Origin of the sequence: Kitasatospora sp. NPDC059673 (assembly GCF_042734215.1) — a bacterium.
Taxonomy (GTDB): Bacteria; Actinomycetota; Actinomycetes; order Streptomycetales; family Streptomycetaceae; genus Kitasatospora.
Map to the genome: position 1 here is coordinate 1 of NZ_JBHWEN010000047.1, position 24,834 is coordinate 24,834.

The 24,834-nt window shown below is 71.9% G+C and carries 17 protein-coding genes, 2 tRNA genes and 1 pseudogene; 9 read left to right on the forward strand and 11 right to left on the reverse strand.

Annotation, left to right across the window (positions count from 1 at the left end; translation table 11 throughout):
• The first annotated feature begins 165 nt into the window (after positions 1–165).
• Entirely contained in the window at positions 166–417 is a 252-nt protein-coding gene (locus tag ACFV18_RS32015) for a hypothetical protein (RefSeq protein ID WP_380488806.1), read from the forward strand.
• A 10-nt stretch (positions 418–427) separates the two neighbouring features.
• On the opposite strand, the gene ACFV18_RS32020 is transcribed toward ACFV18_RS32015, so the two are convergent.
• Genes ACFV18_RS32020 through ACFV18_RS32030 form a run of 3 tightly spaced genes read right to left on the reverse strand, consistent with a single transcriptional unit; the run spans position 428 to position 3,275 of the window.
• Positions 428–1,045, reverse strand: a complete 618-nt coding sequence (locus ACFV18_RS32020) for a lactate utilization protein C (RefSeq protein ID WP_380488807.1) — start codon at positions 1,043–1,045, stop codon at positions 428–430.
• Complete coding sequence (locus ACFV18_RS32025) at positions 1,042–2,490, reverse strand: LutB/LldF family L-lactate oxidation iron-sulfur protein (RefSeq protein ID WP_380488808.1); 1,449 nt, start codon at positions 2,488–2,490, stop codon at positions 1,042–1,044. Before ACFV18_RS32025 ends, ACFV18_RS32020 begins: the two co-directional genes overlap by 4 nt.
• On the reverse strand, positions 2,487–3,275 hold the full coding sequence (locus ACFV18_RS32030; RefSeq protein ID WP_380488809.1) for a (Fe-S)-binding protein: 789 nt from the start codon (positions 3,273–3,275) through the stop codon (positions 2,487–2,489). Before ACFV18_RS32030 ends, ACFV18_RS32025 begins: the two co-directional genes overlap by 4 nt.
• Positions 3,276–3,333: 58 nt before the next feature.
• On the opposite strand from ACFV18_RS32030, the gene ACFV18_RS32035 reads away from it, so the two are divergent.
• Positions 3,334–3,984, forward strand: a complete 651-nt coding sequence (locus ACFV18_RS32035; RefSeq protein WP_380488810.1) for a GntR family transcriptional regulator — start codon at positions 3,334–3,336, stop codon at positions 3,982–3,984.
• A gap of 50 nt (positions 3,985–4,034) precedes the next feature.
• On the opposite strand, the gene pgi is transcribed toward ACFV18_RS32035, so the two are convergent.
• Together pgi and ACFV18_RS32045 are read right to left on the reverse strand one after the other, a co-directional pair.
• Complete coding sequence (gene pgi / locus ACFV18_RS32040) at positions 4,035–5,696, reverse strand: glucose-6-phosphate isomerase (protein WP_380488811.1); 1,662 nt, start codon at positions 5,694–5,696, stop codon at positions 4,035–4,037.
• 348 nt (positions 5,697–6,044) lie between these two features.
• Positions 6,045–7,625 carry a Na+/H+ antiporter gene (locus ACFV18_RS32045; RefSeq protein ID WP_380488812.1) on the reverse strand — a complete coding sequence of 527 codons (1,581 nt, stop codon included), beginning with the start codon at positions 7,623–7,625 and terminating at the stop codon, positions 6,045–6,047.
• A 111-nt stretch (positions 7,626–7,736) separates the two neighbouring features.
• On the opposite strand from ACFV18_RS32045, the gene ACFV18_RS32050 reads away from it, so the two are divergent.
• Positions 7,737–7,810: transfer RNA gene (locus tag ACFV18_RS32050), tRNA-Lys, on the forward strand.
• 57 nt (positions 7,811–7,867) lie between these two features.
• Here ACFV18_RS32050 and ACFV18_RS32055 read toward each other — a convergent pair.
• Positions 7,868–8,248: a VOC family protein gene (locus tag ACFV18_RS32055; RefSeq protein WP_380488825.1), complete on the reverse strand. Its 381-nt coding sequence runs from the start codon at positions 8,246–8,248 to the stop codon at positions 7,868–7,870.
• A gap of 572 nt (positions 8,249–8,820) precedes the next feature.
• Positions 8,821–9,354 (reverse strand): annotated as a pseudogene (locus ACFV18_RS32060) (carbohydrate binding domain-containing protein); the annotation flags it as partial.
• A gap of 247 nt (positions 9,355–9,601) precedes the next feature.
• Between ACFV18_RS32060 and ACFV18_RS32065 the strand changes: the two are divergent.
• Positions 9,602–12,826 (forward strand): S41 family peptidase, encoded by a 3,225-nt coding sequence (locus ACFV18_RS32065; RefSeq protein WP_380488814.1) that lies wholly within the window; start codon positions 9,602–9,604, stop codon positions 12,824–12,826.
• A 96-nt stretch (positions 12,827–12,922) separates the two neighbouring features.
• Here ACFV18_RS32065 and ACFV18_RS32070 read toward each other — a convergent pair whose 3' ends face one another.
• Positions 12,923–13,132, reverse strand: a complete 210-nt coding sequence (locus tag ACFV18_RS32070; RefSeq protein WP_380488815.1) for a hypothetical protein — start codon at positions 13,130–13,132, stop codon at positions 12,923–12,925.
• Between the two features lie 347 nt (positions 13,133–13,479).
• Here ACFV18_RS32070 and adhE point away from each other — a divergent pair, with 347 nt between their 5' ends.
• The 3 genes from adhE to pflA all read left to right on the forward strand — a co-directional run bounded on the left by adhE (position 13,480) and on the right by pflA (position 19,358).
• On the forward strand, positions 13,480–16,191 hold the full coding sequence (adhE, locus tag ACFV18_RS32075; protein WP_380488816.1) for a bifunctional acetaldehyde-CoA/alcohol dehydrogenase: 2,712 nt from the start codon (positions 13,480–13,482) through the stop codon (positions 16,189–16,191).
• A gap of 114 nt (positions 16,192–16,305) precedes the next feature.
• Complete coding sequence (gene pflB / locus ACFV18_RS32080; RefSeq protein WP_380488817.1) at positions 16,306–18,573, forward strand: formate C-acetyltransferase; 2,268 nt, start codon at positions 16,306–16,308, stop codon at positions 18,571–18,573.
• A gap of 32 nt (positions 18,574–18,605) precedes the next feature.
• A complete protein-coding gene (pflA, locus tag ACFV18_RS32085) occupies positions 18,606–19,358 on the forward strand; it encodes a pyruvate formate-lyase-activating protein (protein WP_380488819.1) in 753 nt (250 codons plus the stop codon).
• A 7-nt stretch (positions 19,359–19,365) separates the two neighbouring features.
• Here pflA and ACFV18_RS32090 read toward each other — a convergent pair whose 3' ends face one another.
• From ACFV18_RS32090 to ACFV18_RS32100, 3 genes are all read right to left on the reverse strand, one after another.
• The gene (locus ACFV18_RS32090; RefSeq protein WP_380488820.1) at positions 19,366–21,417 is read right to left on the reverse strand and encodes a phosphocholine-specific phospholipase C; all 2,052 of its coding nucleotides are present in this window, start codon (positions 21,415–21,417) and stop codon (positions 19,366–19,368) included.
• Between the two features lie 177 nt (positions 21,418–21,594).
• Positions 21,595–22,230, reverse strand: a complete 636-nt coding sequence (locus tag ACFV18_RS32095) for a pentapeptide repeat-containing protein (RefSeq protein ID WP_380488822.1) — start codon at positions 22,228–22,230, stop codon at positions 21,595–21,597.
• Between the two features lie 7 nt (positions 22,231–22,237).
• Entirely contained in the window at positions 22,238–23,413 is a 1,176-nt protein-coding gene (locus ACFV18_RS32100; RefSeq protein WP_380488823.1) for a low temperature requirement protein A, read from the reverse strand.
• A 495-nt stretch (positions 23,414–23,908) separates the two neighbouring features.
• Here ACFV18_RS32100 and ACFV18_RS32105 point away from each other — a divergent pair, with 495 nt between their 5' ends.
• Together ACFV18_RS32105 and ACFV18_RS32110 are read left to right on the forward strand one after the other, a co-directional pair.
• Entirely contained in the window at positions 23,909–24,667 is a 759-nt protein-coding gene (locus ACFV18_RS32105) for a hypothetical protein (protein WP_380488824.1), read from the forward strand.
• 80 nt (positions 24,668–24,747) lie between these two features.
• Positions 24,748–24,821: transfer RNA gene (locus tag ACFV18_RS32110), tRNA-Lys, on the forward strand.
• The last annotated feature ends 13 nt before the right edge of the window (positions 24,822–24,834 follow it).

Consider the following 24,834-nt stretch of genomic DNA (forward strand, 5'->3'; position numbering starts at 1 on the left):
GCAGCTGACTCTTAATCAGCGGGTCCGGGGTTCGAGTCCCTGGCGGCGCACAGACGGTCGAAGGCCCCTCGCGAAAGCGGGGGGCCTTCGGCGTTCCCGGGGGGCGTGGCGGGCCCGCGCCGTCGCTCGGTCGGGTGCGCGTAAAGGGCTGCTAAGGTCCCGGTCATGGCGTCCGACGACCTGCATTCCGACTGGGCCGCCTGGCTCGACGCCGAGCTCGCCGAGGCCGAGGCGGCCGCGTTGCGTGCCCATCGGCACGAGGAGCTCCAGCGGCGGCTGCGGCGGGTGTTCGCGTGGACGGGGGCGGTGACCTTGGTGGCCGGGCTCGGGTTCGGGCTGGTGTACACGGCGCAGCACGGTCCCGCGCCGCGCCCGGCGGGGCCGACGGCCTCGGTGGCGCCGACCCCGCAGGGCTGAGACCGGGAGGTCAGGGCAGCAGGATCACCACCAGTCGGCGTGGTCCGTGAACGCCCTTGACCCGGATCATTTCGATGTCGGCGGTGGCGGACGGCCCGCTGACGAAGGTGAGCGGGTGCGCCGGGTCGAGTGCGGCGAGCGCGCCGGGCAGTGCGGAGTGCACCTGGTCGGCGTGGACCACGCAGACGTGCAGGTCGGGCAGCAGGGTGGCGGCGCGCCGGCCCTGGCCGGGTCCGCCGTCGAGGATCAGGGTGCCGGATTCGGCGACGGCGGCGGTGCAGCTCGTCAGGACGGCGTCGGTGGCGTCGAGTTGTGCGTTGCTCAGCGGCGGCAGGTCGGCCCGCACCTCGCCGTCCCAGCCGGCGGTCCACTCGTCCGGCAGCCCGGCGGGCACCACCACGCTCCGCGCGCCCTCCAGTGCTTGCGCCACCGCCGTACCGGCCTCGTCGGCGCGCAGCACGGTGGCGCCGTACTCGGTCAGCCGTTCGGCGAACAGGGCGAGTACGGCGGGGCGGTCGGTCTCGTCGAGGCCGGGGGCGTCCCGCAGGTAGTGGCGGGGCGGGGCCGCCGCGGGCGGGACGGCGGCGGCGCGGATCCGGCGGAGGATCTCGGTGCGGGCGTCGGTCACTTGGTGTCTCCTTCGGTCCGCTTCCACCAGCTGCGGAAGGACTCCCGGGGGATGGCGGGGAGGGTGCGGCTGTCGGTCCAGCCGCCGAGCGGTCCGGGCAGGCTGATCCGCCGGGGCAGCAGCAGCGGGCCGACCAGTCCGATGCCCTTCACGGCGGCCTTCCAGGCGGCCTGATGCTCCATCACGCCGCCGACGGTGCCGAGCGCGGCGCGTTCCAGGGGGTGCTGTCCGCCGTCGGCGACCTGGGCGCGCAGGTCGAGCAGCACGTCGGTGAAGCGGATCCGCACCGGGCAGACCTCGTTGCAGGCGCCGCACAGGGTGGAGGCGTAGGGCAGCGAGGCGGTCTGCGGGTCGTCGAGTCCCTTGAGCAGCGGGTTGAGGATGGCGCCGATCGGCCCGGGGTAGACGGAGCCGTAGGCGTGGCCGCCGGTGCGCTCGTACACGGGGCAGATGTTCATGCAGGCGCCGCAGCGGATGCAGCGCAGCGCCTGGCGGCCGGTCGGGTCGGCGAGGGCGCGGGTGCGGCCGTTGTCGACCAGGACGAGGTGGAAGGCCGCCGGGCCGTCGCCGTCAGCCCCCTTCGATGGTCCCAGCCCGGTCCAGGTGCTGGTGTACGGGGCCATCCGTTCGCCGGTGGCGTTGCGGGCGAGCAGTTGCAGGAAGACTTCCAGGTCCTGCCAGCTCGGGACGGTCTTCTCGATGCCGACGACGGAGATCAGGGTGTCGGCGAGGGTGAGGCACATCCGGCCGTTGCCCTCGGATTCGACGACCACCAGGGTGCCGGTCTCGGCGACCAGGAAGTTGGCACCGGAGACGGCGACCTTCGCGCCGAGGAACTTCTCCCGCAGGTGCAGCCGGGCCGCTTCGGCGAGTTCGGCGGGCTCGTCGGTGAGCCCGTCGGGTGCGGGACGGCCGTGCCGGCCCATCTCGCGGACGAAGATGTCGCGGATCTCGCTGCGGTTGCGGTGCAGCGCGGGCACCACCACGTGCGAGGGCAGGTCGTCGCCGAGTTGGACGATGGTGGCGGCGAGGTCGGTCTCGCGGGCGTTGATTCCGGCGGCTTCGAGGGCGGCGTCGAGGCCGATCTCCTCGGTGAGCATGGACTTGACCTTGACGATCTCGCGTTCGCCGGTGGCCCGGACCAGGTCGGTGACGATCCGGTTGGCCTCGGCGGCGTCCCGCGCCCAGTGCACGGTGCCGCCGGCGGCGGTGACCTTCTCCTCGACCTGGAGCAGGTACTCCTCCAGGTTGGCCAGCACCTGGTCCTTGATCGCGGCGGCGGACTCGCGCAGTGCCTCCCAGTCGGGGCGTTCGGCGGCCAGCACCGCCCGCTTGCCCCGGATGGTGTGCGTGGCGCGGCGCACGTTCTCCCTCAACTGCTGGTTGCCGACCTCGCGTTCGGCGGCCTCGGGGAACGCGGGCCAGCCCAGGAAGGACCTCGTCATCGTGCACTCTCCACCATGGGGATGCCGGGCAGTGGCCCGTCCTGTTCGGTTCGGGCGAGGATCTCCACCAGGTGCAGGGTGCGCACCGGGTGGCCGTCCCGGTCGAGCCGGCCGCCGATGTTCATCAGGCAGGAGTTGTCGACGGCGGCCAGCACGGATGCCCCGGTCTCGCGCACGTGCCGGGCCTTGTCGCCGTTCATCGCGCCGGAGACCGCCGGGTTCTTCACCGAGAAGGTGCCGCCGAATCCGCAGCACTCCTCCTGCGCGGGCAGCTCCACGAGGTCGATGCCCCGGACGGCGCGCAGCAGTCGCTGGGGCCGGTCCCCCAGTTTCGTGGCCCGCAGGCTGTGGCAGGTCGGGTGGTAGGTGACCCGGTGCGGGAAGTACGCGCCGACCTCGGTGACGCCCAGCCGGTCGGTCAGGTACTGCGTCAACTCGACGACGCGGGGCGCGAGTTCGGCGACGGCCCGGGCCAGGCCGGGGTCACCTGCGGCCGCCAGCGGGTAGGCCTCGGCGGGCATGCCCGCGCAGGACGCCGAGGGCACCACGATCTCGTCGTAGTCGCCGAAGGTGTCCACGAAGTGCCGGGCCAGCTTGGCGGTCTCCTTGCGGTATCCGGTGTTGAAGTGCATCTGCCCGCAGCAGCTCTGGCCGGGCGGGAAGTCCACCTCCACGCCGAGGCGGCGCAGCAGGGTGACGGTGGCGCGGCCGGTGCCGGGGAACAGGGTGTCGCCCAGGCAGGTCACGAACAGGGCGGTTCGGGGGCGGGGGGCGTTCGGGGGCATACCCGCATCATAGATGCAAGCTTAGATGCAAGAGTGGGATGCGTGGCAGAATGGCGTGGTGACCGAAGCCGAGCCGCGCCCCAGCGAGGCGCAGTCCACCGACCCGCAGCCCACCGCGGAGCGGGCCTACCAGCACGTCCGCACCCGGCTGCTCGACGGCACCTGGCCGGGCGGCACGCTGCTCTCCGAGGGTGTGGTCGCGATCGAGCTGGGCCTGTCCCGCACCCCGGTCCGGGAGGCGTTCCTGCGCCTGCAGTCGGAGGGCTTCCTGCGGCTGTACCCCAAGCGCGGCGCGCAGGTCGTCCCGATCGCCCCGGGCGAGGCCCGGAACGTGCTGGCCGCCCGGGTGCTGTTCGAACGCGCCGCCGTCGATGCCCTCGCCGAACGCGGCCCGGCCGCGCTGACGGCCGCCGCCGCCGAGCTGCGCGCCGCCTGCGAACACCGCGACCCGCACCCGGTGGAGGCCGGCCGGCACTTCCACCTGACGCTGCTGCGGGCGGCCGGCAACCCCGTCCTGACCTCCCTGTACGAAACCCTGTGGGACCGTCAGATACGCATCTCCGCCGCCGCCACCGCGAGCAGCGCGCACGCCGCCGAGGACCACGCCGAGCACCAGGCCCTCGCCGACGCCCTCGCCGTCCCCGACCCCGAGCTGGCCCGCGCGCTCATCTCGGCGCACGCGGACTCCCTGCTGACCCGCATCAACTGACCCCGGACACGCCAAGGGCCCCGGGGATCCCCGGGGCCCTTGGGCGTCTGTCACCGGCCGCGCAGCTCCCGGTAGCGGGCGACCAGGGACGCGGTGGAGCCGTCCAGCGCCTCGCCGCCCTGGCCGGTCAGCAGCACCGGCTCGATCTTCTTGGCCAGCACCTTGCCGAGCTCGACGCCCCACTGGTCGAAGGAGTCGATGTTCCAGACCGCGCCCTGGACGAACACCTTGTGCTCGTAGAGGGCGATCAGCTGGCCGAGCACGTGCGGGGTGAGCTCGTCGGCCAGGATGGTGGTGGTCGGGTGGTTGCCGCGGAAGGTCTTGTGCGGGACCAGCTCGGCGGGCACGCCCTCGGCCGCGACCTCCTCGGCGGTCTTGCCGAACGCCAGCGCCTGGGTCTGGGCGAAGAAGTTGGCCATCAGCAGGTCGTGCTGGGCGACCAGGCCGGGCTGCAGGTCGCCGACGGGGCGGGCGAAGCCGAGGAAGTCGGCGGGAATCATCTTGGTGCCCTGGTGCAGCAGCTGGTAGTACGCGTGCTGCCCGTTGGTGCCGGGGGTGCCCCACACCACGGGGCCGGTCTGCCAGCCGACGGGGTGGCCGTCGCGGTCCACCGACTTGCCGTTGGACTCCATGTCGAGCTGCTGGAGGTACGCGGTGAACTTCGACAGGTAGTGCGAGTACGGCAGCACCGCGTGCGCCTGGGCGTCGAAGAACGCGCCGTACCAGACACCCAGCAGACCCAGCAGCAGCGGGACGTTCTGCTCGGCGGGCGCGGTGCGGAAGTGCTCGTCCACCAGCCGGAAGCCGGCCAGCATCTCCTGGAAGCGCTCCGGACCGATCGCGATCATCAGCGACAGGCCGATCGCCGAGTCGTACGAGTAGCGGCCGCCCACCCAGTCCCAGAACTCGAACATGTTGGAGGTGTCGATGCCGAAGTCGGCGACGCCCTGCGCGTTGGTGGACAGCGCCACGAAGTGCTTGGCGACGGCCGCCTCGCCCGCGTCGAGCTGCTCCAGCAGCCAACTGCGGGCGGCGACCGCGTTGGTGACGGTCTCGATGGTGGTGAAGGTCTTCGAGGCGACGATGAACAGCGTCTCGGCGGCGTCCAGGTCGCGCACTGCCTCGTGCAGGTCGGCGCCGTCCACGTTGGAGACGAAACGGACCGTCAGCTCGCGGTCGGTGTAGGAACGCAGCACCTCGTAGGCCATCGCGGGGCCGAGGTCGGAGCCGCCGATGCCGATGTTGACGATGTTGCGGATCCGCTTGCCGGTGTGACCGGTCCAGGCACCGGAGCGCACCCGCTCGGAGAAGTCGGCCATCTTGTCCAGGACGGCGTGCACGGCCGGGACGACGTTCTCCCCGTCCACCTCGACGACCGCCTCGCGCGGGGCGCGCAGCGCGGTGTGCAGGACGGCGCGGTTCTCGGTGGTGTTGATCTTCTCGCCGCGGAACATCGCGTCCCGCAGCTCGGCGACGCCGGTGGCGGCGGCGAGCCGGCGCAGCAGGTCCAGGGTGCGGTCGGTGACCAGGTGCTTCGAGTAGTCGATGAACAGGTCGCCGACCTGGAGGGTGTAGCGGCTGCCCCGGTCGGGGTCGGCGGCGAACAGCTCGCGCAGGTGCTGGTCGCCGAGCTCGGCCCGGTGCTTCCCCAGCGCGGCCCACTGCGGGGTGCGGTCCAACGGGGTCCGGCCGTTGGCGGGGGTGTCCGACATCGGTTGCTCCTTGGGTCATGCGGGTGCAGATACCGGCTGGTTCCGGCGGGAGGGTTTCGCTGGGGCCTGTCTTCAAACCCCCGCCTGCCCCACAACGCCTGGCACGCACTCTCGCCGCACCGGGCGAAAGGCCAAGTACACCCAGTACGAGGCCTTCCACCCGGCACGCCGAGAGCACGCACCAGACGCCGCAGGGCTGCGGCGCGGGTTTGAAGACAGGCCCCAGGTCCGGCGGGTACGGTGCGGGGTGCCGGCTCCGTCGACGGCCTTGCCCGGCCCAACCCTATGCCCTGCGGGCCGCCGAACCGGGACTTCCGGCGGCCCGCCCCCCGGGCGGTCGACGGGCCGTCACTTCCTGGCCGACTGGAGGTCGAGCGTCCGCAGGACGTGGTCCGCGATCTCGGGGTCGGCGCCGGCCTCGCCGCGGGCGACGAGCACCTCGCGGCGGGAGGCGGCGATCATCTCCTGCTCGACCGCGAACGCCTGCCGCCACTTCTTGCCGCGGCGCTTCGCCTCCAGCGCCTCCTCCTCCTCGTACCGGTCCGGGCAGAGCCGGGCCAGCCGGTCGTGCTGGCGCTCGCGCAGACGCTCGGTGATCTCCGGCGGCAGCTGGTCCTGCTCCTCCAGCTCGGTCAGCCGGTGCAGCCCGGCCTTGGCGGCGCGCCACCACAGGTCCCGGACGGCCTGCTCGTGGGCGTCGTGGCCGCTGTCCAGGCCGAGCAGCTTCACCACGTAAGGCAGCGTCAGGCCCTGGACCACCAGGGTGAACAGCACCACGCTGAACGCGATGAAGATGATCTCGTTGCGGGCCGGGAAGTCCAGCCCGTTGTGCAGGGTCAGCGGGATGGCGAGGGCCAGGGCGACGGTGGCGACACCGCGCATCCCGGACCACCACAGCACCACGGTCTCCCGCCAGCTGATCGGGGTGTCCTCGTCGCCGTGACTGAGCCGCTTGGACAGCCACGCGGCGGGCAGCAGCCACAGCAGCCGGACCAGCACCACCGCGGCGATCACGATCGCGGTGTCGCCGAGCATGGTGTGCCAGGTGTCCTTGACGTCCTTCAGGACGGTGGACAGCTCCAGGCCGATCAGGCCGAACGCGACGCCGGTGATCAGGGTCTCGACGATCTCCCAGAACGCGTTGCCGACCAGCCGGTACGACACGTCGTCGGCGTCGGTGGCCCGGTCCGCGAGATACAGCGCGCAGACCACCACGGCGAGCACGCCCGAACCGTGCGCCTCCTCCGCCAGGACGTACGCGGCGAACGGCACCAGCAGGTTCAGCGCCACCTGCTGGGTGGGATCCTCCAGCAGCCCGGCCAGCTTGGCGTTGGCCCAGCCCAGGCCGACACCGACCACCACCGCGACCACCGCGGACAGCAGGAAGCGCAGCAGCGCGTGCCCCGCCGACAGGTCGCCGTCGACCACCGCCTCGACCGCCAGCGAGTAGATGACGATCGCGGTGACGTCGTTGAACAGTCCCTCGCTCTCCAGCACCGAGACCAGCCGGCGCGGCAGCCCGACCTCACCCGCCACCGCGACCGCCGCCACCGGGTCGGGCGGCGAGACCAGCGCGCCCAGCGCGACCGCCGCCGCGAGCGGCGCGGCCGGCACCAGCCAGGAGAACACGCCCGCGACGACGGTGGTGGTGACGATCACCAGCGCGACGGCCAGCAGCAGGATCGACCGGATGTTGGCCTTGAAGTAGCGCACCGAGGAACGCCGGGCCACCGCGAAGATCAGCGGCGGCAGCACCAGCGGCAGGATGAACTCCGGGTCGATCGCCACATTGGGAATCTGCGGCACCAGCGCGAACACCAGACCGACCAGCGTCATCAGCACCGGTTGCGGAATTCTGCTCTTCCGCGCCAGCGGCATCGTCACCACGGAGGCAAGCAGCACCAGAAAGAGCAGGGTCAGCTGGCCCACGACGGGTCCTCTCGGCAGAAGCGGACGGCCGCGTTCAGCATACGTTCCCGCCCCAACCGGACCGATTGTGTGTTTCCGGCCCTGACCAGGTAATGTTCTGCCCGTCAGCAAGCGCCGCTAGCTCAGTTGGTTAGAGCAGCTGACTCTTAATCAGCGGGTCCGGGGTTCGAGTCCCTGGCGGCGCACAGACAGTCGAAGGCCCCTCGCGAAAGCGGGGGGCCTTCGGCATTCCCAGGGGCTACTCACCCCGCACGCCGCTCATTGACGCACAGCACGTTGCCGTCCAGGTCCTTGAACCACGCGGCCCGCATGCCGTCCGCCTCGGCGACACCATTCAGGGTCTTCAGCCCCGGCAGGTCGTACTCCTCGAACACCACGCCACGACCGCGCAGTTCGGTCATCTCGGTGTCCAGATCGGCGACCTTCCAGCTAGCCAGCGTATGACTGGCCTGCCCACCGTAGGGCGTCTCGTACAGCGAGAACTCACAACCCCCGGACCGGAACGTGACGTCCTCCGCCCCCTCCGTCACCAGCTCCAGCCCGAGCGTCTCACGGTAGTACCGCTTCGCCCGCCCCATGTCGGTCACCGGAATCACCGCACACAACGGCGCATCGCCCAGCATCACCACCACCTCCTCCCCTCAGGCTAGGCACCCCACCCCACCCCGGCGACCGCCCACCACCTGCGGTGGCGGTCGGCGAACGGGAGACCGCAGGGATGGAACGAACCCCGAAGCCCGCCGCAACCGCCTGCGGCGGGCAGGGGGAAGGGACGAAGGAAGGAAAAGACAGCAGGCAACGCAGAGCCTCGTTTTCGTCACCGCGCGCAGCAAGGCCCCGGCGGCCGACGGCCACCCCGCGGCAGCCGGCCCGCACCCACGCCGCTCAGACCCCCAAGCGCCTGCGGCGGGCCGGGGAAAGAAAGCAGGACGCCGCAGATTCCACACCCACCCGTGGCCAGCCGCCTCCCGGCGACCGACCCCGTCCGCAGCTGCTCAGCTCCCTCTCCCCTGCCCGCCGCAGGCGACCTCCCCCACACCCCGAGGCCAGCCACCACCCGACGACCAGGCCCATCCGCAACCACTGCCACTTCTCAACTCCCCTCCCCCTCCAAGCCCGCCGCAGGCGACCTCCCCCACCGCACAACCGGGGCCGGTCGCCTTCCGGCGGCCGGCCCCGTCAGCGGCTACGGCTCCTTACCCGAAGTAGCTGTGGAGCTCGGCGCGCCCGGCCCGTCCAGCGAGATGTCGTCCGCGTAGTAGGTGCCCTGCCCGTACCAGCCGTGGGTGAAGACGGTGGCGGAGGTCTGGGTGGCGCCGGTGGTGAAGCTGACGGCCAGCTTCTGGTAGCCGCCGCCGGTGCCGGGCGTCCAGGTCGAGCTGCCGCCGTTGACGCCGAGGTAGACGTACGCGCCGTTGACGTACGCGCTGAGCGTGTACGTGGTGTTGGGGGCGACGGCGACGGTCTGGGTGCACTGGGCGGTGTCGGTGGAGCTCGCGGCGCCGGCCAGCGCGTAGCTGCCGCTGTGGGCGTGGCCGGTGACGACGCTGCCGGTGGTGCCACTGCAGGTCCAGGGGGTCGGCGTGCCGGATTCCAGGCCGCCGTTGACCAGGAATTCGCCGGCCGAGGCCGATCCGGCCAGTCCGAAGCTGATCGCGACGGCGCCCGCGGCCGCCACCGCCCAGGCGGTTGCGGCGGCGATCAGCCGCTTCCTTCGGGGAGTGTGCATGTGGGGATGCTCCTGCCTCTGTGTGGGGGACGCCCGCCTCCCACCCCGCCGGGCTGTGGGGTTTCCGGCCCGGGGGCATGCCGCCGCACCGGCACGCACCCTGGGGAGTTGGACCAGACCACTGAACCGGCTCCGCCCGGAGCTGTCAATGCACCGGCGGGCCAGGTTCGTTGAGCACGTGTCAGGTCGTCCGCACGCCCCCAAACCCGCCCGCGTTGCGGCCCCCGGCGTGGGGTCGAACCATGGAATGGTGCCCGGATATCTGCGTTTCCCCCATGTACGCGACGGTCTGCTCGCCTTCACCGCCGAGGACGACGTCTGGGTCGCGCCGCTCACGCCGGACGGCGGGGTGGGGCGGGCCTGGCGGGTCAGTGCCGACCGGACCAGGGTGAGCCATCCGCGAATCTCGCCGGACGGCACGACGCTGGCCTGGACGAGCTGGTTCGCGCTGACCCCGGAGGTGTTCACCGCCCCGGCGGCGGGCGGCCCGGCGACCCGGCTGACGTACTGGGGCAGCCTGGACACCCGGGTGCGCGGGTGGCTGCCGAACGGGGAGGTGCTGGCCGTCAGCTCGTACCACGAGCCGTTCGCGCACTACACCTGGGCGTGGGAGCTGCCGCCGGACGGCTCGCCGGGCCGCCGGATGCCGTGGGGGCCGGTCGCGGACGCGCAGATGGGCGCGGAGCACACGGTGCTGCTGACGGACGCCGCCCCGCACGAGCCGGCGTTCTGGAAGCGCTACCGGGGCGGCGCGAAGGGCCGGCTGTGGGTGGACCACGACCTGCTGCTGCCCGACCTGCCGGGGCACCTGGCCGCGCCGATGCCGGTGGCGACCCCGGCGGGCACCCGGGTGGCGTTCCTGTCCGACCACGAGGGCATCGGCAACCTGTACTCGGTGCGCCCGGACGGCTCCGATCTGCGCCGGCACACCGACCACGCCACCTACTACGCGCGGGAGGCCGCCACCGACGGCACCAGGATCGTCTACCAGCACGCCGGCGACCTGTGGCTGCTGGACAGCCTGGACGCGCCCGCGCCGCACCGCCTGGAGGTGCCGCTCGGCGGCGCCCGGTCCGGCCGCCGCCCGTACCAGGTGAGCGCCGCGAACAACGTCAAGGACCTGGCCTGCGACGCCACCGGCCGGGCCGGGGTGATCAACGTGCGCGGTTCGCTGTACTGGCTGACCCACCGCGACGGCCCGGCCCGGGCGCTGGCCGACACCCCGGGGGTGCGCTGCCGGCTGCCGCAGGTGCTGGGCTGGTCCGGCCGGGCGGCCTGGGTCACCGACGCGGAGGGCGAGGACGCCATCGAGCTGGCCCCGTTGCCGGGCAAGGACGGCCCGGCGGACGCCCCGTCCCCGCACCGGCGGATCGCGGCCGGCCGGATAGGCCGGGTCCAGGAGCTGTCCGCGGCCCCGGACGGCAATCTGCTCGCGGTGGCCTGCTCGGACGGCCGGCTGCTGCTGGTGGACACCGCCGGGGGCGGCGTCACCGAGGTCGCCGCGTCCCGGTTCGGCCCGGTCTCCAGCCCGGCGTTCTCCCCGGACTCGCAGTGGCTGACCTGGTCCCAGCCGGTCGCGGGCCGCTCGCTGCGCGCCGTCCGGCTGGCCCGGGTGGACCGTCCCGAGCACATCGTCGACGTCACCGGCGGCCGGTTCGAGGACGAGCATCCGGTGTTCACCCGGGACGGCCGGTTCCTGGTGTTCCTGTCCTGGCGCGGCTTCGACCCGGTGCACGACGTGCACACCGGCGACCTGTCCTTCCCGCTCGGCTGTCGCCCGTACCTGGTGGCGCTGGCCGCCGACACCCCGTCGCCGTTCGCCTCCCCCGCCGAGGGCCGCCCGCCGGTCGGCCTGGACCCGGAGGAGGCCACCGGCGACGGCACCGTGCGGGTGACCGAGGAGGGGCTGAGCAAGCGCCTGGTGCCGTTCCCGGTGATCGCCTCCAAGTACTCGGCGACGGCGGCGGTGCGCGGCGGCGTGGTGTGGCTGCGCTGGCCGATCTCCGGCGCGCTCGGCCAGACCTTCGCCAACCCGGAGGACACCTCCGGCCGCCCGGCGCTGGAGTTCTTCGACCTGGCCCGGGGCCGCCGCAGCACCCTGGTCGAGCAGCTGGACGGCTTCGCGGTGTCCGCCGACGGCTCGGCGATCTCGGTGTTCTCGGGAGGCTCGCTCAAGCTGTACCCGCTGGCCGCGCCGACCGCCCCCGTCCCGGTGGACCTGCGCCGGATCACCCACACCGTGCACCCGGCCGCCGAGTGGCGGCAGTCCTACTCCGAGGCCGCCCGGATCGTCGCCGACCAGTTCTGGGACCCCGGCATGTGCGGCCTCGACTGGGACGAACTCACCGACCAGTACGCCCCGTTGGTGGAACGGGTGGCCTCCCCCGACGACTTCGCCGACCTGCTGCGCGAACTGCTCGGCGAACTCGGCACCTCGCACGCCTACGTCACCCCGTCCCGGCGCGGCGAGGGCCCGGCGCTCGCCCAGCTGCCGCTCGGCCTGCTCGGCGCCAACGCGCACCGCGACCCGGACGGCCGCTGGCTGATCGACCGGATCCTGCCCGGCGAGTCCTCCGACCCCAAGGCCCGTGCGCCGCTCGCCGGTTACGGCCTGCACGACGGCGACGAGCTGCTCGCCGTGGACGGCCGCCCGCCCGACCCGGTGCGCGGGCCCACGCCGCTGCTGGCCGGCACCGGCGGCACCACGGTGGAGCTGACGATCCGCCACGGCGAGCAGCGGCGCCGGATCACCGTCACCCCGCTCACCGACGAACGGCCCATCCGCTACCAGGACTGGGTGGCCAAACGCCGCCACCTGGTACGGGAGTTCAGCAACGGCGTGTGCGGCTACCTGCACATCCCGGACCTCGGCGGCTCCGGCTGGGCGCAGTTCAACCGCGACCTGCGCTCCGAACTCGCCCACCCCGCCCTGGTGCTGGACGTCCGCGGCAACGCCGGCGGCAACGTCTCCGAGCTGGTCCTGGAGAAGCTCCGCCGCCGCGTCCTCGCCTGGGACTTCACCCGCGGCCGGCAGCCCGTCCGCTGGCCCCGGGACGCGCCGCGCGGCCCCGTGGTCGCGCTCGCCGACCACGCCACCAGCTCCGACGGCGACGTCATCATCGCCGCGATCAAGGAACTCGCGCTCGGCCCGGTGGTCGGCACCCGCACCTGGGGCGGCGTGGTCGGCATGACCGGCCGGCACGCCCTCGGCGACGGCACCCAGATCTCCGTCCCGAAGAACGCCTCCTGGTTCGCCGGCGGCATCGGTTTCTCCATCGAGAACCAGGGCGTCGCCCCCGACATCGAGGTCATCCGCACCCCCCGCGACTGGGCCCGCGGCGAACACACCGACCTCGCCGCCGCCGTCACCCTCGCCCTCGACCTCCTCACCACCACCCCCGCCGCCGCACCCCCGCCCCCCACCACCCCCCGCCCGGACCTGCGCCGCCCGCCCCTGCCGCCGCGGCCGTAGGCCCGGAACGCCGAACGGCCGACCCCGGGTGGGGCCGGCCGTTCGGTGGAGACGGTCAGTTGCTGTGGCGGGAGCGCCGTGTTCACGGGCGGGATGTCAGCCCCAGGGGTCGCCCTCGGCGGTCATGTTCTCGGCGGCCTCGCGGTCCTCGCGTTCCTGCTGGACGCGGCGTTCCGCCTCGTCGCGGGCGCGTTCCGCGCGGTCGCCGAAGGCGTCGGCGGCCTCGTCGTGGGCGAGGGCGGCGCGTTCGGCGGGGTCGGGGGTGGGCTGGGCGGGGTGGTGGCGGAACCTGTCGAAGATGCCCATGTCTCCTCCTCGGGTGGGCGTCCCCCCTGCTTCGGTGCCTCACTTGTCACGGTACGCCGCCGGGGATCGGTCACACGCACCCGTGCGGGCTCCGCCCACCCTCGCACCGGCCCCCGGGCCCCGCACCCGGACGACCTCCGGCTCACTCGCCCGGCGCAGACCGCCGACACGCCGGGGCCGGTCCCGAACTGCCGTGCGCCGCAAGGGAGAAGGCCGATGGTCCCGGGTGGATCGCGCCCAACGGCCGTAGCCGCCGCACGGCCCACGGCCCGACGCTGAGGAGGTCAACCGGTCCCGGCAGTGCCGCCGGGCGCCCCGCAGCCACACCCCGAGAGGTGAGCCGCGCCATGTCCGGCCAGTCGTCCCGCGCCGTGAACGCCGAGAGCCACGCGAACGCCGCCGTCGCAGCGAACACCGAGAACGCCGTGAACGCCGAGAACACCGTGAACGCCGAGAGCACCGAGAGCACCGAGCACCCCGCCGTCGACACCCTGGTCCGCAACGGGCACAAGGCCCTGCGGGAGTACGCGGGTCTCACCCAGGAGCGGGTGGACCGGATCGTGAAGAAGGCCTCGCTGGCCGCGCTGGCCGCGCACACCCGGCTGGCGGCGCTGGCCGTCGAGGAGACCGGGCGCGGGGTGTTCGAGGACAAGGCGGTGAAGAACGTCTTCGCCTGCGAGCACGTCACGCACTCGATGGCCCGCATGCGGACGGTCGGGGTGATCGCCCGGGACGACATCGACGGGATCGTGGAGATCGCCGAGCCGGTGGGCGTGGTCGCCGCGCTCACTCCGGTGACCAACCCGACCTCCACCACCATTTTCAAGGCGCTGATCGCGCTGAAGACCCGCAACCCGATCGTGTTCGCCTTCCACCCGTCGGCGCAGCGCTGCTCGGCGGAGGCGGCCCGGATCGTCCGGGACGCGGCGATCGCGGCGGGCGCCCCGGCGCACTGCGTGCAGTGGATCGACCGTCCGTCGATGGCGGCGACGGACGCGCTGATGAGGCACGAGGGGGTGGCGACGATCCTCGCCACCGGCGGCAACTCGATGGTGCGGGCGGCGTATTCGTGCGGGAAGCCGGCGCTGGGCGTGGGTGCGGGCAACGTTCCGGCGTATTTGGAGAAGAGCGCCGATCTGAAGCGCGCGGTGAACGACATCGTGCTGTCGAAGTCCTTCGACAACGGGATGATCTGCGCCTCCGAGCAGGCGGTGATCCTGGACGAGGAGGTGTACGACGCGGCGCTCGCGGAGTTCCGGGTGCTGAAGGCGTACCTGGCGAGCCCGGAGGAGAAGGTGCTGCTGGAGCGGTACCTGTTCGGCGCGGGCACCGGTGCGGGCGCGAAGCTGAACCCGGCGGTGGCCGGGCAGTCGGCCGAGGCGGTCGCGCGGGCGGCGGGCTTCGAGGTGCCGGAGGACACCTCGGTGATCCTGGCGGAGGTCGCCGGGGTGGGTGAGGACGAGCCGCTGACCCGGGAGAAGCTCTGCCCGGTGCTGGCGGTGCTGCGCGCCCAGACGCGTGCGCAGGGTGTCCAACTCGCCGCACGGATGGTGGAGTTCAACGGTCTGGGGCACTCGGCGGCGGTGCACACCGAGGATCCGGCGTTCGCCGAGGAGTTCGGCGCCGGGGTGAAGGCGTGCCGGATCATCTGGAACGCGCCGAGTTCGCAGGGCGGCATCGGCGACGTGTACAACGCGTTCCTGCCCTCGCTGACGCTGGGTTGCGGGTCCTGGGGCCGCACCTCGGTGTCGGGGAACGTCTCGGCCCTGCATCTGATCAATGTCAAGCGGATTGGGCGGCGCAACACCAACATGCAGTGGTTCAAGGTCCCGCCGAAGATCTTCTTCGAGCGGGGCTCGCTCGGCTACCTCACGGACATGCGCGGCGCCCACCGGGTGGTGGTGGTCACCGACCGGACGATGGTGGAGATCGGCCACCTGGAGCGGGTCCGGGAGGTGCTGCGCCGGCGCCCGGAGCCGGTGGAGGTGCGGGTGGTGGACTTCGTGGAGCCGAACCCGAGCATCGCGACGGTGGAGAAGGGCGCGGAGCTGATGCGCGGCTTCCGGCCGGACACCATCGTGGCGCTGGGCGGCGGTTCGCCGATGGACGCGGCGAAGGTGATGTGGCTGATGTACGAGCACCCGGAGGTGGAGTTCGCGGACCTGCGGGAGAAGTTCTTCGACATCCGCAAGCGGGCCTTCACCTTCCCGGACCTGGGCGAGAAGGCGAAGCTGGTGTGCATCCCGACCACCTCGGGCACCGGCAGCGAGGTCACCCCGTTCGCGGTGATCACCGACCCGGAGTCCGGGCAGAAGTACCCGTTGGCGGACTACGCGCTCACTCCCACGGTGGCGATCGTGGACCCGGTGCTGACGAGGGACCTCCCGCCGACCGTGACGGCCGACTCCGGTTTCGACGCGCTGACGCACTGCATCGAGGCGTACGTGTCGGTGTACGCCAACGACTTCACCGACGGCCTGGCGCTCCAGGGCATCCGGCTGATCTTCGAGAACCTGGCGGCGGCGGTCCACGACGGCCCGAACGACCAGGTGGCGCGGGAGCGGATGCACAACGCCGGGACGATCGCGGGCATGGCGTTCGGCTCGGCGTTCCTGGGCGCGGTGCACGCGATGGCGCACACCCTGGGCGCGACCTTCCACGTGGCGCACGGGCGGACCAACGCGCTGCTGCTGCCGCACGTGATCCGCTGGAACGGCTCGGCGCCGGCCAAGGTGACCGGCTGGCCGAAGTACCAGAGCTATGTGGCTCCGGAGCGCTACCGGCAGATCGCCCGGATGCTGGGTCTGCCCGCCGACACCCCCGAGCAGGGTGTTCAGTCGCTGGCGCTCGCGGTCGAGGAGCTGCGCGAACGGGTCGGCATCCCGCGCTCGTTCAAGGAGGCCGGGGTGGACGAGGCGGCGTTCCTGGCCGGGCTGGAGCAGCAGGCGATGAACGCGTACGAGGACCAGTGCGCGCCGGCCAATCCGCGGCTGCCGATGCTGCGGGAGATGCGGCGGCTGATGACCCAGGCGTACTACGGCGACGACCGGGCGGTGTGAGGGCCCTGGCCCGTTCGGGGACCAAAGTCCCCCTGATCAAGACTTTTCGAGCCCCATCCGAGCTTGTGAAGGGCTTCACACTAGTGCTCGTAGGCGAGAGGCGGGAGCGAGGCAATGAGCACGCAGCACGCGGAGCGCATCCACAGCGGTGCCTGGGACGGCTTCAAGGGCGGCCTGTGGCGGGACGCCATCGACGTCCGCGACTTCATCCAGCAGAACTACACCCCGTACGAGGGCGACGCCGCCTTCCTGGCCGGCCCGACCGCGCGGACCGCGGCGGTCTGGAAGCGGATCACCGACCTGTTCCCGGAGGAGCGCGCCAAGGGCGTCCTGGACGTCTCCTGGGACACGCCGTCCACCATCACCGCGCACGCCCCCGGGTACATCGACCGGGACAACGAGCTGATCGTCGGCCTGCAGACCGACGCCCCGCTAAAGCGGGCGATCATGCCGAACGGCGGCTGGCGGCTGGTCGCGGGCGCGCTGGAGACGTACGGCTACCCGGTGGACCCGGAGCTGGCGAAGGTCTTCACCGTCCACCGCAAGACCCACAACGCGGGCGTGTTCGACGCCTACACCCCCGAGATCCGGGCGGCCCGCAAGGCCGGCGTCGTCACCGGCCTGCCGGACGCGTACGGGCGGGGCCGGATCATCGGCGACTACCGGCGGGTGGCGCTGTACGGCGTGGACCGGCTGATCGCCGCCAAGCGCGCGGAGAAGTCCGAGCTGGACGCCGCACCGCACGACCCGCGCACGCTGGAGAACACCATCCGGGAGCGCGAGGAGCTGGCCGAGCAGATCCGCGCCCTGACGGAGCTCAAGGCGATGGCCGCGAGCTACGGCCAGGACATCTCCGGGCCGGCCGCCACCGCCCAGCAGGCGATCCAGTGGCTGTACTTCGCCTACCTGGCGGCCGTGAAGGAGCAGAACGGCGCGGCCATGTCGCTCGGCCGCACCTCGACCTTCCTGGACATCTACCTGGAACGCGACCTGGCCGAGGGCCGGCTGACGGAGCGCCGGGCGCAGGAGCTGATCGACGACTTCATCATCAAGCTGCGGATCGTCCGCTTCCTGCGCACCCCCGAGTACGACGAGCTGTTCTCCGGCGACCCGACCTGGGTGACCGAGTCGATCGGCGGCATCGGCACCGACGGCCGCCCGCTGGTCACCCGCACCTCGTTCCGCTACCTGCAGACCCTGTACAACCTGGGCCCGGCGCCCGAGCCCAACATGACGGTGTTCTGGTCGCCGCAACTCCCGCAGGGCTTCAAGGAGTTCTGCGCGCAGGTGTCCATCGACACCTCCAGCGTCCAGTACGAGTCGGACGAGCTGATGCGCCCGCGCTTCGGCGACGACACCGCGATCGCCTGCTGCGTCTCCGCGATGGAGGTCGGCAAGCAGATGCAGTTCTTCGGCGCCCGGGTCAACCTCGCCAAGACGCTGCTGTACGCGATCAACGGCGGCCGGGACGAGATCAGCGGCGAGCAGGTCGGCCCCGACACCGGCCCGATCGAGTCCGAGGTCCTGGACTACGACGAGGTGTCGGCCCGTTTCGACCGGCAGCTGGAGTGGCTGGCCGAGACGTACGTGCACGCGCTGAACGTCATCCACTACATGCACGACAAGTACGCCTACGAGCGCCTGGAGATGGCCCTGCACGACCGCGACGTGCGCCGCACCATGGCCTGCGGCATCGCCGGTCTCGCGGTGGCGGCGGACTCGCTGTCGGCGATCAAGTACGCGACGGTGCGGCCCGTGCGCGACGCGTCCGGCCTCGTGGTCGACTACCGCGTGGAGGGCGAGTACCCGGCGTACGGCAACAACGACGACCGGGCGGACCAACTGGCGGTGCGGCTGGTCGAGGAGTTCATGCGCAAGGTGCGCAAGCACCCCACCTACCGGGGCGCCGAGCACACCCAGTCGGTACTGACCATCACCTCGAACGTGGTCTACGGCAAGAAGACCGGCGCCACCCCCGACGGCCGCCGGGCCGGCGAACCCTTCTCCCCCGGCGCCAATCCGATGAACGGACGCGACACCCACGGCTACGTGGCCAGCGCCCTGTCGGTGGCGAAACTCCCCTACAGCGCGGCCGAGGACGGCATCTCGCTCACCAACACCGTCACGCCCGACGCCCTCGGCCGCACCCGCGAGGAGCGGATCCAGAACCTCGCGGGTGTGCTCGACGGGTACACGGCCGTCGGCGGGTTCCACATGAACGTCAACGTGCTGAACCGGGAGACGCTGCTGGACGCCATGGCGCACCCCGAGAAGTACCCGCAGCTGACCATCCGGGTCAGCGGCTACGCGGTCAACTTCGTCCGGCTGACCAGGGAACAGCAGCTGGACGTCGTCAACCGCACCTTCCACGGCTCGCTCTGAGCACCCGCCGACAGCTCCCAGGAGACACCACCATGCTCCCCACCACTGTGAAGGCCGGCGGCTCGGTGCACTCCTGGGACCTGTCGACCGGCGTGGACGGCCCCGGCACCCGGTTCGTGGTCTTCCTCGCCGGGTGCCCGCTGAACTGCCTGTACTGCCACAACCCCGACACCATGCGGATGCGCAGCGGCACCCGCACGACGGCGGACGAGGTGCTCGCCGAGGCCGCCAAGTACACCGGCTTCATCCACGCCACCGGCAGCGGCGGCGCCACCCTCTCCGGCGGCGAACCCCTGCTCCAGCCGGCCTTCACCGGCGAGCTGCTGCACCGCTTCAAGCACGAGCTGGGCCTGCACACCGCCCTCGACACCTCAGGCTTCCTCGGCGCCCGGGCGAGCGACGCGCTGCTCGCCGACACCGACCTGGTGCTGCTCGACATCAAGTCCTGGGACCGCGCGCTCTACCGCCGGCTGACCGGCCGGCCCCTGGAACCCACCCTCGACTTCGCCCGCCGCCTCGCCGGCCTCGACAAGAACGTCCATCTCCGCTTCGTCCTCGTCCCCGGGCTCACCGACCCGCCCGAGAACGTGGCCGGGGTCGCGGCCTTCGCCGCCTCCCTCGGCAACGTCTCCCGGGTCGACGTCCTCCCGTTCCACAAACTCGGCCAGTCCAAGTGGGCCGCGCTGGGCCGCGAATTCACCCTCGCCGACACCCCCACCCCCACCCCCGAGCAGGTGCAGGCCGCGCGCGACATCTTCGCCGCGCACGGCCTGCGTGCGGTGTGATCGCGCGTCAGCCGGAGACCGAGGCGGCCCCGGTCTCCAGGTGGCCGGTGAAGCGCTGCGACCAGCTGGCGTCGCCGCTGACCGTCACCGTGAAGTCGTACCAGCCATTGGTGTAGGCCGCCGCGTTGAACCAGTCGCTGGTGGTGGCCCCGGCGGCGACCTGGTACGTCCAGGGGCCGTCGGTGCGGTAGTTGGTGGAGGTGATGGTGAAGGTCACGGGCGTGCTGCCGGTGTTGGCGAGCTTGAACCAGACGGCGAGCTTGCCGGTGTCGGGCGCGGGCGCGTAGGTCGCGGTGACGGCGACGTTCCTGCCGGCGGCCGTGGTGTCGCCGGTGAAGCGGCGCAGGAAGCGGTTGGGGCCGATCACCGTCAGGTCGTACTTGCCCGAGCCGTAGCCGATGCCGCAGTTGAAGAAGTCACTGGTCGCCGCGCCGGGATCGACGGTGTACTGCCAGGGCCCGCCGGAGCGGTGGGCGTTGGCGTAGGCGGCGAAGTGGCTGGTGGCGCTGCCCGCGTTGGACATCGCGATCCACACCTTCGTCACGCCGGCCGAGCCGAACTCGAGATGGTCCAGGTTGGCCACCGGCTGGTACGGCAGCGCCCGGGCCGGACGGGTGCCGGCCTCCTGCGCGGGCAGCTGGTTGTTGACGGGCGCCGGGTTCGGCAGCGGACCGCACGCGGCCAGGCCGATGGTCGCCGAGGTGTCGGGCAGGGCGGGCATCCCGTACACCGGATTGGCGAAGTCGAACAGGCCGGTCAGGTCGCCGCACATCCTGCGCCGCCACGCCGAGATGTTCACGCAGGTCGCGGGCTTGCCCAGGGCGGCCGTCCACTTCTCCAGGAAGCGCAGCACCGAGGTGTGGTCGAAGGTCTCCGAGGACACCCACCCGCCCCGGCTCCACGGCGAGACGGCCAGCATCGGCACCCGGAACCCCAGACCGATGTTGACCCCGTTGTAGAACTCCCCGGCCGTCCCGGCGGGCGCGGCCGGCGGCGGGACGTGGTCGAAGAAGCCGTCGTTCTCGTCGTAATTGATGAACAGGATCGAGGAGTTGAAGACGTTCGGGTCGGCGTTCAGCGCGTCCATGACGTTGTGCACGAAGTGCGCGCCGTCGGTGGGCGTGGCGTACGGGTGCTCCGAGGACGCCTGGTCCGGCACGATCCAGGACACCTGCGGCAGGGTGCCCGCCAGCACGTCCGCCTTGATCGCCGCCACGATGTCGTCCGGGGTCCTGTTGGTCACCTTCGGGACGGACCCCATGCCCTTCACCGCGAGGGCGCTGCCCGCCGGGGCGGAGGAGAACTGGGTGAAGTAGGCCAAAGCGTTGTCGCCGTAGTTGTCCGCCGCGTTCTGGTAGACCTTCCAGCTCACCCCCGCGTTCTCCAGCGCCTCCGCGTACGTCTGCCAGCGCAGCCCCGACTCGTCACCGCCGTCGTACGCCGGGCCGCCCGCCGCGCCGGACGGGTCGATCTGGCCGGACCAGTGATACGTGCGGTTCGGGCCCGTCGCGCTCAGCACCGAGCAGTGGTAGGCGTCGCAGACCGTCCAGTTGTCGGCCAGTGCGAAGTGGAACGGGATGTCCGCCCTGGTCAGGTACCCCAGCGTGCGGACGGTGCCCTTGGCGGACACCCAGGAGTCCAACTTGCCGCCGTTCCAGGCGTTGTGCTGATCGGACCAGGCATGACTCAGGTCGCCGTTGCACTGCGCCAGCCGCGCCGGGTCCGCGCCGCCGGCCGGCTTGGTGGCGCTGAACTGCCACGGGTACTGCCGGCCCAGCAGGTTCGGCTGGTTGAACACGCTGTAGCCGCCGGATATCTGGATCGCCGAACGGTCCGCGAAGCCGCGCACGCCCTTCAGCGTCCCGAAGTAGTGGTCGAAGCTGCGGTTCTCCTGCATCAGGATCACCACGTGCTTGGCGTCGGTGATCGTCCCCGTGGTCCCCGCCGGCGCCGCGACCGCCGGAGCCGCCGCGCCCACCACTCCCGACCCGGCCACCGCCGCACCGGCCGCCGCACTCGCCGACAGCGCCATGAACTTCCTACGACTCAGCTCTGCCACCTTGACCGCCCGTCCCTTCGGCTGCTGATGATGTTGTTCAGACACCTCGTGTCGAACGCCGAGCATCTTCACGCAGCCGGGGCGACATGGCCATGACTTTCACCGAAGGATTGTTGGACTGTTCACCAGATGAACGGCAGGTACCCGCAGGGCCGTTGACGGCCCGGAGCCCTCCCCTCAGTCCTTCACCGAGATCCCCAGCGCCTGCGCGAACTGCGGTGCCAGATCCAGCAGTTGCCCGGTCGAGATGATCGCCCCGCGCAGCCCCAGGTGCCCGTCCGGCAGGTCGAGGCTCGCGGCCCGGCGCAGGTCCACCCCCTTGAGCGTCGCACCCCGCAGGCGGACGCCGTCCAGGGTGGAGCCGGGGAACGTCACGTCGGTGAGTTTCGCGTCGGCAAGGTCGACGTCGCGCAGCAGGCAGTCCTCGAAGGCGACGTCGCGCAGCGTCGCGCCACGCAGGTTGACCGCTTCGAGCTTGCACTGCCGGAAGACGGTGCGGCGGATCGCCGAGCTGTACGCGGAGATGCCGGCCAGCACGGTGGAGTCGATCTCGGTGTCCTGCCAGTCGCTCTCGGCGAGGTCGACGCCGACCAGTCGCCCGCCGTGCAGCCACGCCTCGTTGAAGCCGGCCCGGCGCAGCTTCGCGTCCTCCACCCGGATGCCGGTGAACGCGCATTCCAGGAAGGTGGCGCCGCCGAGTTGCCCGGTCAGGTCGAGGTCGTCGAAGTGGACGGTGTCGTAGCGGGTGTCGGCCCGCAGCGGTCCGCTGTGGCGTTGCAACAGGTGGGCGTACGGGAGGTCTTCCAGGCGCACGGGGTGCTCAACTCCGTCTCTCGGTCTGCGCGGACAGGGCGGTGCCGATGGCGACGGCGACTGCCACCAGGGCGCCGGCGAGTGGCACGCCGGCGTCCCCCGCCAGCGTCGCAGCCAGCACCGACAGTGCGGCCAGCGGCAGGACCGCCTGGGCGGCGCCGCGCTGGTGGCGGCGCGAGTGCAGGGCCCAGACGGTGAACAGGAACAGCGCGGTGGGGACGGTGACGGCGGCGGTCGCGGCCCGGTCGGTGAGGTGCGTGGTGCCGACGGCGTGTTCGACGGCGACCACCAGGCCGGCGCCGACGGCGGCCGCCGAGGCGAAGACCGCGAAGTGGCCGTAGCCCCAGGGCAGTGCCTGCCGGGCGGAGTTCAGGTAGGGGTGGGCGTCGTCGGCGAAGTAGATCCACCAGGCGCCGAAGCAGATCAGCAGTCCGCCGCCGGCGATCGGCAGCAGTTCGGCGACGGCCTTGTGTTCGTCCAGCGCGGTCTGGATGGCGACGGTGGCGGCGGCGACCGTCTCGCCCAGCACGATGATGGTGAACAGGCCGTACCGTTCGGCGATGTGGCGCCGGTGCCACGGGGTGCGGTTGTGCATCTCGGCCCGGACGGGGACGGCGAGTTCGGCGAGCACACCGACCGCGAACAGCGGGGCGCGCGCCCCGTGCGGGACGAACAGCAGCACCACCCAGAACGCCTGGACGAGCGTGATGCCGACGGCGTAGTGCAGCGCGGCGGTCCGGGCGGGCCCGCTCTCGCCGCGGGCGGCGCGCAGCCACTGGGTGACCATGGCCAGCCGCATCAGCAGGTAGCCGGCCACCACGAGGTCGAGGTTCTGGTCCCCGAAGAGTCGCGGCACGCCCGCGGCGAGCACCAGCACGCCGGTGATCTGGACCAGCGTGGTGAGCCGGTAGGGAACGTCGTCCACGTCGTACGCGGAGGCGAACCAGGTGAAATTCATCCAAGCCCACCAAATGGCAAAGAAGGCCATCAGGTATCCGGGCACGGCGACCGAGAAGTGTCCGGCGGCCAGCGCGTGGGCGAGTTCGCGGCCGGCCTGGGCGATGGCCACCACGAAGCACAGGTCGAAGAACAGTTCCAGCGGGGTGGAGACCCGGTGGGACTCTCCCTGGTCGCGGGCCAGCATCCGGCGGACCGGGCGGTAGCGGTCGGGGGCGGAGGTCATCGGCCTGCTTTCACGACGGGGCCGCGCGGCAGGAGGCACGCGCGGCCGGGGAGTTGCACTCCCCCGATCCTGACATCCGGGGCGCGACGGCGCACGGACCGTGCCCGGCACGCCGATTGGCCCGGTTCGGGCCGATTTGCCCGTCCGTCAGGCAGAGTTGACGCCGCAGTGCGCGATCCGGGTGACAGCTGGGGCCGTCCGGGGCGTGTGGTGCGCAGCTTGTCCCGTCCGCCCCGTTTGGCCCGATAGATTCCTCTGCGGATGGAGGACGGACGAGGCGCTTCACGGGCAACGCGGAAGGTCAAGGAGGACGGCGCGGACAATGGGGGGCGGTCTTGCCGCTGCGCCCCGCGTCCGCCCGCCGGCCCCCTCGCGATCACCGCGCTGTCCGGCGGCGCAGCGACCCGGCCGCTCGGACCGTCCCCGCTCGCCCGGCCGCCCGTGGCCCGATGACGGTCATGCGCAGAGGTCTGCACCGAGTCAGTGGGGGTCTTCGTGAACTGGGCCGATGGGGCGATCCTGATCGGCATGCTGGTGGCCACGGCCGCCTGCATGATCCTGGTGCAGCGGTACGCGCCCGTCCCGGCCCGGGAGAACTGCAACGACGTGGCGGGGTTCATCTTCGCCGCGGTCGGCGCCTTCTACGCGGTCCTGGTGGCTTTCGTGGTGATCGTGGTGTGGGAGAACACCTCGGCCGCGAAGGCGACGACCTTCGAGGAGGCGGACGAGCTCGCCGGGGTCTACTGGATGTCCCGGCAGATGCCGCTGCCGGAGGGCGCCCAACTGGAGGGCCTGACGCTCGGTTACGCGCACGCGGTGGTGAACACCGAGTGGCAGCAGATGACCGGGCATCGGAGCGACCCGGCGGCGACCGCGCTGATGTACCAGATCCGGGAGTCCGCGCTGGCTTTCGCGCCCGGCGACGACCGGGAGTCGACGATCTACCAGAACCTGGTGCAGCACGTGGACGGCCTGGCCAGCAAGCGCCGCGCCCGGCTGAGCCAGATCGAGGACTGCGTGCCGCCGCTGCTGTGGGCGGCGCTGATCGCCGGCGCGATCGTCACCATCGCCTTCACCTTCCTGTTCGGTCTGTCCAACACCTGGGCGCACCTGGCGATGGTGGTGTCGCTGGCCGGGCTGATCGGCCTGTCGCTGATCGCGATCAAGGAGATGAACTATCCGTTCGACGGGGCGAACCGGGTGCGGTCGACCGCCTTCGAGGTGTTCCTGGCCAGGCTCCCGCCCCCGCGCTGACCCGGCGGGCACGGTGCGTGGCCGGGCCGTCACGATTCGGCGGATCGGCGCCGGGCATGTAATGTTCTCCAGGTCAGCAGGCGCCGCTAGCTCAGTTGGTTAGAGCAGCTGACTCTTAATCAGCGGGTCCGGGGTTCGAGTCCCTGGCGGCGCACAGACGGTCGAAG